General features: G+C 69.0%; 7 protein-coding genes. 2 read left to right on the forward strand and 5 right to left on the reverse strand.

Annotated elements, in window-relative coordinates; translation table 11 throughout:
• Positions 1-286 precede the first annotated feature (286 nt).
• Positions 287-529 carry a hypothetical protein gene (locus tag HB724_RS20020; RefSeq protein ID WP_213982713.1) on the forward strand — a complete coding sequence of 81 codons (243 nt, stop codon included), beginning with the start codon at positions 287-289 and terminating at the stop codon, positions 527-529.
• Between the two features lie 474 nt (positions 530-1,003).
• On the opposite strand, the gene gspD is transcribed toward HB724_RS20020, so the two are convergent.
• From gspD to gspG, 5 genes are read right to left on the reverse strand one after another with little or no spacing between them, the layout of a single operon-like run.
• The gene (gene gspD / locus HB724_RS20025) at positions 1,004-3,064 is read right to left on the reverse strand and encodes a type II secretion system secretin GspD (RefSeq protein WP_213982714.1); all 2,061 of its coding nucleotides are present in this window, start codon (positions 3,062-3,064) and stop codon (positions 1,004-1,006) included.
• Between the two features lie 11 nt (positions 3,065-3,075).
• On the reverse strand, positions 3,076-3,873 hold the full coding sequence (locus HB724_RS20030) for a type II secretion system protein N (protein WP_213982715.1): 798 nt from the start codon (positions 3,871-3,873) through the stop codon (positions 3,076-3,078).
• Entirely contained in the window at positions 3,870-4,223 is a 354-nt protein-coding gene (gene gspI, locus HB724_RS20035; RefSeq protein ID WP_213982716.1) for a type II secretion system minor pseudopilin GspI, read from the reverse strand. The genes HB724_RS20030 and gspI overlap by 4 nt, the downstream gene beginning before the upstream one ends.
• On the reverse strand, positions 4,220-4,702 hold the full coding sequence (locus HB724_RS20040) for a prepilin-type N-terminal cleavage/methylation domain-containing protein (protein WP_213982717.1): 483 nt from the start codon (positions 4,700-4,702) through the stop codon (positions 4,220-4,222). Before HB724_RS20040 ends, gspI begins: the two co-directional genes overlap by 4 nt.
• Before the next feature lie 5 nt (positions 4,703-4,707).
• Complete coding sequence (gspG, locus tag HB724_RS20045; RefSeq protein WP_213982718.1) at positions 4,708-5,124, reverse strand: type II secretion system major pseudopilin GspG; 417 nt, start codon at positions 5,122-5,124, stop codon at positions 4,708-4,710.
• 99 nt (positions 5,125-5,223) lie between these two features.
• Between gspG and gspL the strand changes: the two genes are divergently transcribed.
• Positions 5,224-5,976: a type II secretion system protein GspL gene (gene gspL, locus HB724_RS20050; protein WP_346344765.1), complete on the forward strand. Its 753-nt coding sequence runs from the start codon at positions 5,224-5,226 to the stop codon at positions 5,974-5,976.
• Positions 5,977-5,984 lie beyond the last annotated feature (8 nt).

Below are 5,984 nucleotides of genomic sequence, written 5' to 3' on the forward strand. Positions count from 1 at the left end.
GTCGCATTGCGGCAGGCCGCCAACCAAATTTGCCTGTTGGTTGTTGGCCCACGCCACCCACATTACCGCATTGGGGGGGGATTGAGATCTGCCCCATAGAGCCCCGCGCCGGGGCGGCGCCCGCGGGGCGGGGGGCGCGGGCCGGGGCGGGGGGTGGGGGCTGGCCCCGCCCGTTGCTGTGGGCCCCGTGGGGCAAGGGGCGGGGGGGGCCAGGCCGGGTGGTGGCCCGGTCCCGCTCCCGGCCGGCGCCGCCCCGGAGCCGTTTGGGGCGATTTATGAGCGGCCGTTGTTCGGGAGCGTCGCCGCCGAAGCGGCGGAGGCGCCGGCCGATGCGCCGCAACTGGCGGGCATCGTCGGCCGGCTGGGCGAGGACGCCGTGGCGCTGGTGCGCGGTGGCGACGGAGCCACCCGGACGCTGCGCGTCGGCGAGAGCGTGGACGGCTGGCAGCTCGTCTCGCTGGCGATCGACGCGGCCTTCTTCACGCGAGGGACCCAGCGGGTGCGCGTGCCGTTGCCGGCAGGGGAATAGAAATCCCTCTCTGTCCGCTGAAACGGTGTAGTTGCAGGTCGAAGTGCTTTGTAGCTCCGTTGACTATATTAGGGCTCAATCCTATGAATACTTGCCCCTTGGGCCGCATCCGTCAGTAGATGCTAAAATAGGGGAAATTTGATGCTGAAATCAATTTTCGCAATGATCGCCGTAGTTGCTTTCCCAACTCACGCATTAGCTCAAACATGGGATCCAAGATTTGAGGCTTGTATGGATGCTGGGTATCAGCAATTGCAAATAGATATAGAATGGTGCAATAGAACTTTTTCTGGATTTGGTCAGAGTTCCAATCGGTACGTATGTGTGGCTGGTGCGAATGATCGGTACCAAAGCTGGAGACTGCATTGTTTCAATGATTTCCCCTACACGAAGCGATAGCGTCCCTTTTGCCTCGTGCCCCCCCTCCCGGGGGGCAATAGGTTTCCAATTTAATTCTATCTGCTTTCGCCAAAATCAATAAATTCCGTCGATCTCCACCGTCAGGCGCGGCTTGGGTGGGGCGAGCAACAGGCTGTTGCGCTTGGTGTTCTCGATTTCATCGGCGCGGATGCGGGCATAGCGGTCCTTGGACGCGGCAGTCGCGTCGGCGCCGTCGCGCAGGATCGTCGGCTTCAGGAAGATGAACAGCGTGCGCTTCTGGTGCGTCTTGCTCTTGCTCTTGAACAACTCGCCCACGATTGGGATGTCGCCCAGGACCGGCACCTGCTGGCGCGAATCCGTGTAATCGTCGCTGATCAGGCCGCCGAGCACGATCGTCTGGCCGTTGTCGGCGAGGACGGTGGTGTTGATCGCGCGGCGATTGGTGACGAGATCGGATGCCGCCTGGGTCTGCGCCGTGGCGATCGAGGAGGCTTCCTGGTTCACTTGGAGCCGGATCGTGTCGCCCGCATTGATGCGCGGCAGGACGCGCAACGTGATGCCCACATCCTTGCGCTCGATCGTGGTGTAGGGCGTGGCCGAGCTCGAATTGGTGAGGATCGAGCCGGTGAGGAACGGCACGTTCTGGCCCGACACGAACTCGCCGGGCACATTGTCCAGCACGGTGATCTGCGGCGTCGAGAGCAGATTGGCTCGTGTTGAGGTGCCAAGCGCCTGAACCAGGATCGAGAAATCGTCGCCGATCTTGAGGTTGCCGGTAAAGCCGTTGCCGAGCAGCTTGCCGGCCGGCACGCCGAGCGCCGTCAGGATCCCGCCGAGCGATGGGCCGGCTGAGTCGAACGAGGTGCCGGCGCCGCCTTGGCCGAGCACCGCGCCGCTCGTGCCGAGCTGCACGCCCAGCGCCTCGGCATCGTCGCCGGTGATCTCGGCGATAGCGGCTTCGATCAGCACCTGGGGACGGCGCACGTCGAGATCGGTGATGAGCGTCTCGATCGAGGCGATCGCGGCGGGCGTGCCGCGCACCACCACGGCGTTGAGCTCGGGCGCGGGCTGGACGGTGAGGTCGGGCGTCGAGAAGCCCTGCGGCGTCGCGTTGGGCAGGTTCTGCATCACCGGCTGGCTGGTCGTCGCGGCCTGCATCGCGCTGCCGATCCCGCCGTTCGTCGACGCCGCGCTGTTCGACAGCGCCGACATGCCCTGGCTGCTCAGCCGCGCGAAGGGATTGGCGCCGCTTTCGGAGAGGCTGCGCGCGACCGGATTGTCCACGGATTCGCCCTGGCCGAGCACGCCGCGCAGCACGTCGGTCACCGTCTCGGCATCGGCATAGTTGAGGCGGAACATGCGGGTGATCGGTGTGGCGCCGCCGGGCTGATCGAGCGAGGTCACGATCTTGCGCGCCTCGGCGACGGCGGCGGGGGTGCCGCGCACGATCACCGTGTTGCTGCGCGCATCGGCGGCGACGCGCGCGCCGGTGCCGTTCTGGCCACCCTCGCCGAGCACGTTCTGGAGGGCCTGCGCCACGTCGACGGCGTTGCCGTTCTTGAGCGTCAGCGTCGCGAAGGTGGCGCCGCTGCCGCCGTCGAGCTGATGGGCGATCGCCTCGACCCGGCGGACATTGTCGGCATAATCGGTGACGACGATCGCATTGGGGCTCGTCATCGGCTCGACGCTGCCGAAGGTGGCGACCAGCGGGCGCACCACGCGGGCGACATCGGCCGAGGGGACGTTGGCGAGGCGCACCATCCGCGTCACCAGCTCCTGGCCCGCAGCGCCCCGGCTCGGCACGCCGCCGTCGCGCACGGCATTGGCGGCGGGCACGATCCGCCAGGCCCGGCCCGAGCGCACCGCCGAGAAGCCGTTGGCGCGCAGCACCGACTGGAACAGCTCCCACACGCCCGCGGGCGTCAGCGGGGTGGCCGAGGTGACCGTCACCACGCCCTTCACGGCGGGATCGAGGATCAGCGTGCGGCCGGTGATCCGCGAGATCTGGTCCGCCACGTCGGCGATCTCGACGCCGCGCATGTTGATGACGACGTCGCCCGCATCCTGGGCCGATGCGTCTTGCGCGAGCGCGATCAACGGGTCGAGCGCGGTCGAGGCGAGCGCGAGGCAGGCGAGGGCGGAGCGAATCTTCACTGGGGTCTCTTCTAGCGGAGCGGCACGGTAAGCGTGAGCCGCTTCCCGTCGCGGAGGATCTGGATCTGCGCAGAGCCGCTCGATTGCGCGGCGGCGAAGGCGGCATTGGCGGCTTGCGGGTCGCTGAGCGGCGTGCCGTTGACCGACTGGATCACGTCGCCCGCCATCATGCCGGACGGGGCGTTGTCGCCGATGCGATAGCCATTGGCGGTCGGCGTCGCGTCGAAGCGCTGGAGCACGGCGGCGGTGTTGCCCGGGGGCGGACCCGGCACGGCGCCGGGTACCTGTTGCTGCGCCGGGGCGACGGCGGCGGGCGCTGGCGCCTTCGCGGCGGCGGCCTGGCGCTGCTCGGGCGAAAGCGTCGGATCGGGGAAGGGCAGATATTCGCTGCGACCACCGTTCGACAGGATCACCCGGTCGCGCAGTACCGACTGGATCGTCGCGCCGTTCACCGTCTCGCCGACGCGGAAGGGCTTGGGCGGCTGGCCTGCCACGGCGATGAAGGCGGTCGAGAGCTCGGCCGGGACGGCGGCGATCACGCCCTTCAGCTCCAGCGGCAGCGCCGTGGCCTGGTTCGCATCGGCCAGCGCCGCCTTGCCGAACGGAGCCAGCGCGATCGCCGCGGCGATGTCGGGCGGGAGGGCCGGGCCGCTGTGGCCGCTCGGCACCGTGATCGCGCCGGTGCCGGCATGGCCGGCGATCCGCCAGGTCAGCCCGGCCAGCGCGACCGCGACCGATACGACCACGGCGCCCGTCAGCAGGTCGAGCGTGGTGCGCGCCTGGCGCGGGGTGAGGTTGAGGCCGGTCATCCCGTGCGTCCGTCCACGAAGCCGTCGAGCGATGCAAGCGGAGCCTGTTCGTTTGCGGGGAAGACCTCGATCCGCACGCGCTCGATCTCGGGATCGTCGGTGTGGCGCCGCGCGACTGCGACGCGCCAGCGCTGGCCCATCATCTCGACCAGCTCGCCCGATCCGCCCCGCGCGCCCAGCTCCATCTCGGCAAGGCGATTCTCGGCCACCCACATCGCCGCCGCGCGCCGCTCGAGCCCGCGCGTCGAATCGATGTGCGATTCGACCGTGCGCATCAGGCCCACCGTGGCGATGGCGAGCACCGCCAGCGCGACCATCGCCTCGATCAGCGAGAAGCCTTCGTCCCTCATTTGCCTGCCGGGGCCTTCACCGCTGTCGCGGTCATGCCGTCATAGGCGACCAGCCAGCGCTGCGATCCGCTCGCGATCGTCGCGGACATCGGCTTGCCCGATCCGTCGACGCCCAGCACGACGGGCGGCTGGGCGTGCAGCGTCATCGTCATGCCGCCGGGCAGGCGGTGGAAGCCGAAGGCGTCGTCGGTGCGCGCCACCGTCTTGCCGTCGGCGCCGATCGTCGCGAAGCCATAGCCGTGCTTCTCGACCGTGAAGGCCACCGTGCGATCGCCCAGCATCGCATCGTCCGCCGCGGCCTGGAGCCGCGTCGCCAGCCGCCGCGCCTCGGTCTCGACCGAAGGCGCGCGCGTCACCGCGCCGATGCCGAGCGTCGTCGCACCCGCCGCGACGCCGATGATCGCGAGCACGATCAGCATCTCGATCAGAGTCAGCCCGTCTTCGGAGGGGCGACGCGCGACGATGCCGGCCCCCCGCATATGGCTCAGCCCTTGCCTTCGATATCGGCGTCCACGCCTTCGCCGCCGGGCTTGCCGTCCTTGCCGAGCGACCGGATCATGAAGGCGCCGCCTTCCGACTTATACTCATAGGGCCGGCCCCAGGCGTCGAGCGGCGGGGCGGAGAGATAGCCGCCCTGGGGGAAGCTGGAGGGGACGGGCGGGGTGGTCGATTTCTCGATCAGCGCCTTCAGCCCCTGTTCGGTGCTGGGGTAATCGCCATTGTCGAGCCGGTACATCTTGAGCGCGCCCGAGATGCTGGAGATGTTGCCCTTGGTCGTGGTCGCCTTGGCTTCGTCGGGGCGGCCGATCACGTTCACTGTGATGAGGCCAGCCACCACGGCGATGATGACCAGCACGATCAGCATCTCGATCAGGGTCAGCCCGGCTTCGCCATCGGGCATTGCGGCGCGCTTGCTTGTGGGCCCAAGCGGTGCGATGTCACTAAACTGTTTCAAAACTATGCGCATCCCCACCCCATGCGTCCCGCCCATGAAGCTAATGTGACATCCGATCCCCACGCCATCGATGCGCCTTCGGGCTCGGAACCGCACACCACCGGCATCTGGACGCTGGCGGGCGGCCGGCCGATCATAGCCGAGCCGGAGGGCCCCGCAACCATTCTCGTCCCCACCGAGCAGGTGCGGCTGCTGGCGGTCGACCTGCCGTTGCCGAGCCGGGCCAAGCGGCTGGAAGCATTGCCCTTTGCGATCGAGGATCTGATCGCGGAGCCGGCCGAATCGCTGCACCTGGCGCTGGGGGCGGAGATCGCGCCGAAACGCTATCTGGTGGGCGTCGTCCGGCACGAGGTGATGGCGCGCTGGGTCGATCTTGCTGAAGCCGGCGGGCTCGGCGATGCCGCGATGGTGCCCGATGCGCTGGCGCTGCCGCAGCCGCCGGAGGGGGAATGGGCCGTTGACCTGGGCGAGACGCGCGCGCTCGTTCGTGCGGGCGACGGCAGCGGATTCGCGGTGCCCGCGCCGCTGCTGGGCGCGGCATGGGAGGCGGCCGGCAAGCCTGGGGTGCTGGCCTATGGGACTGCGCTGCCGCCCGAGATGATGCTGGGCCGTGCCGCTCTTGGGCCGGGGCCGCTTGCCGCCCGGCTGCCCGCTCCGTCGCTCGATCTGCGCCATGGGCGCTATGCGGTTCGCCGGGCGGGCAATGCGGGCTTCTGGAACCGCCTCGGCGGGATCGTCCGCATCGGGCCGGTGCGCCCACCCCCCACCGCCCGCGCCGATCGGAGGGGCCCGCGGTAGGGGACGGG

The organism is Sphingomonas sp. dw_22 (genome assembly GCF_018449795.1).
In the GTDB taxonomy this organism is placed as follows: domain Bacteria; phylum Pseudomonadota; class Alphaproteobacteria; order Sphingomonadales; family Sphingomonadaceae; genus Sphingomonas.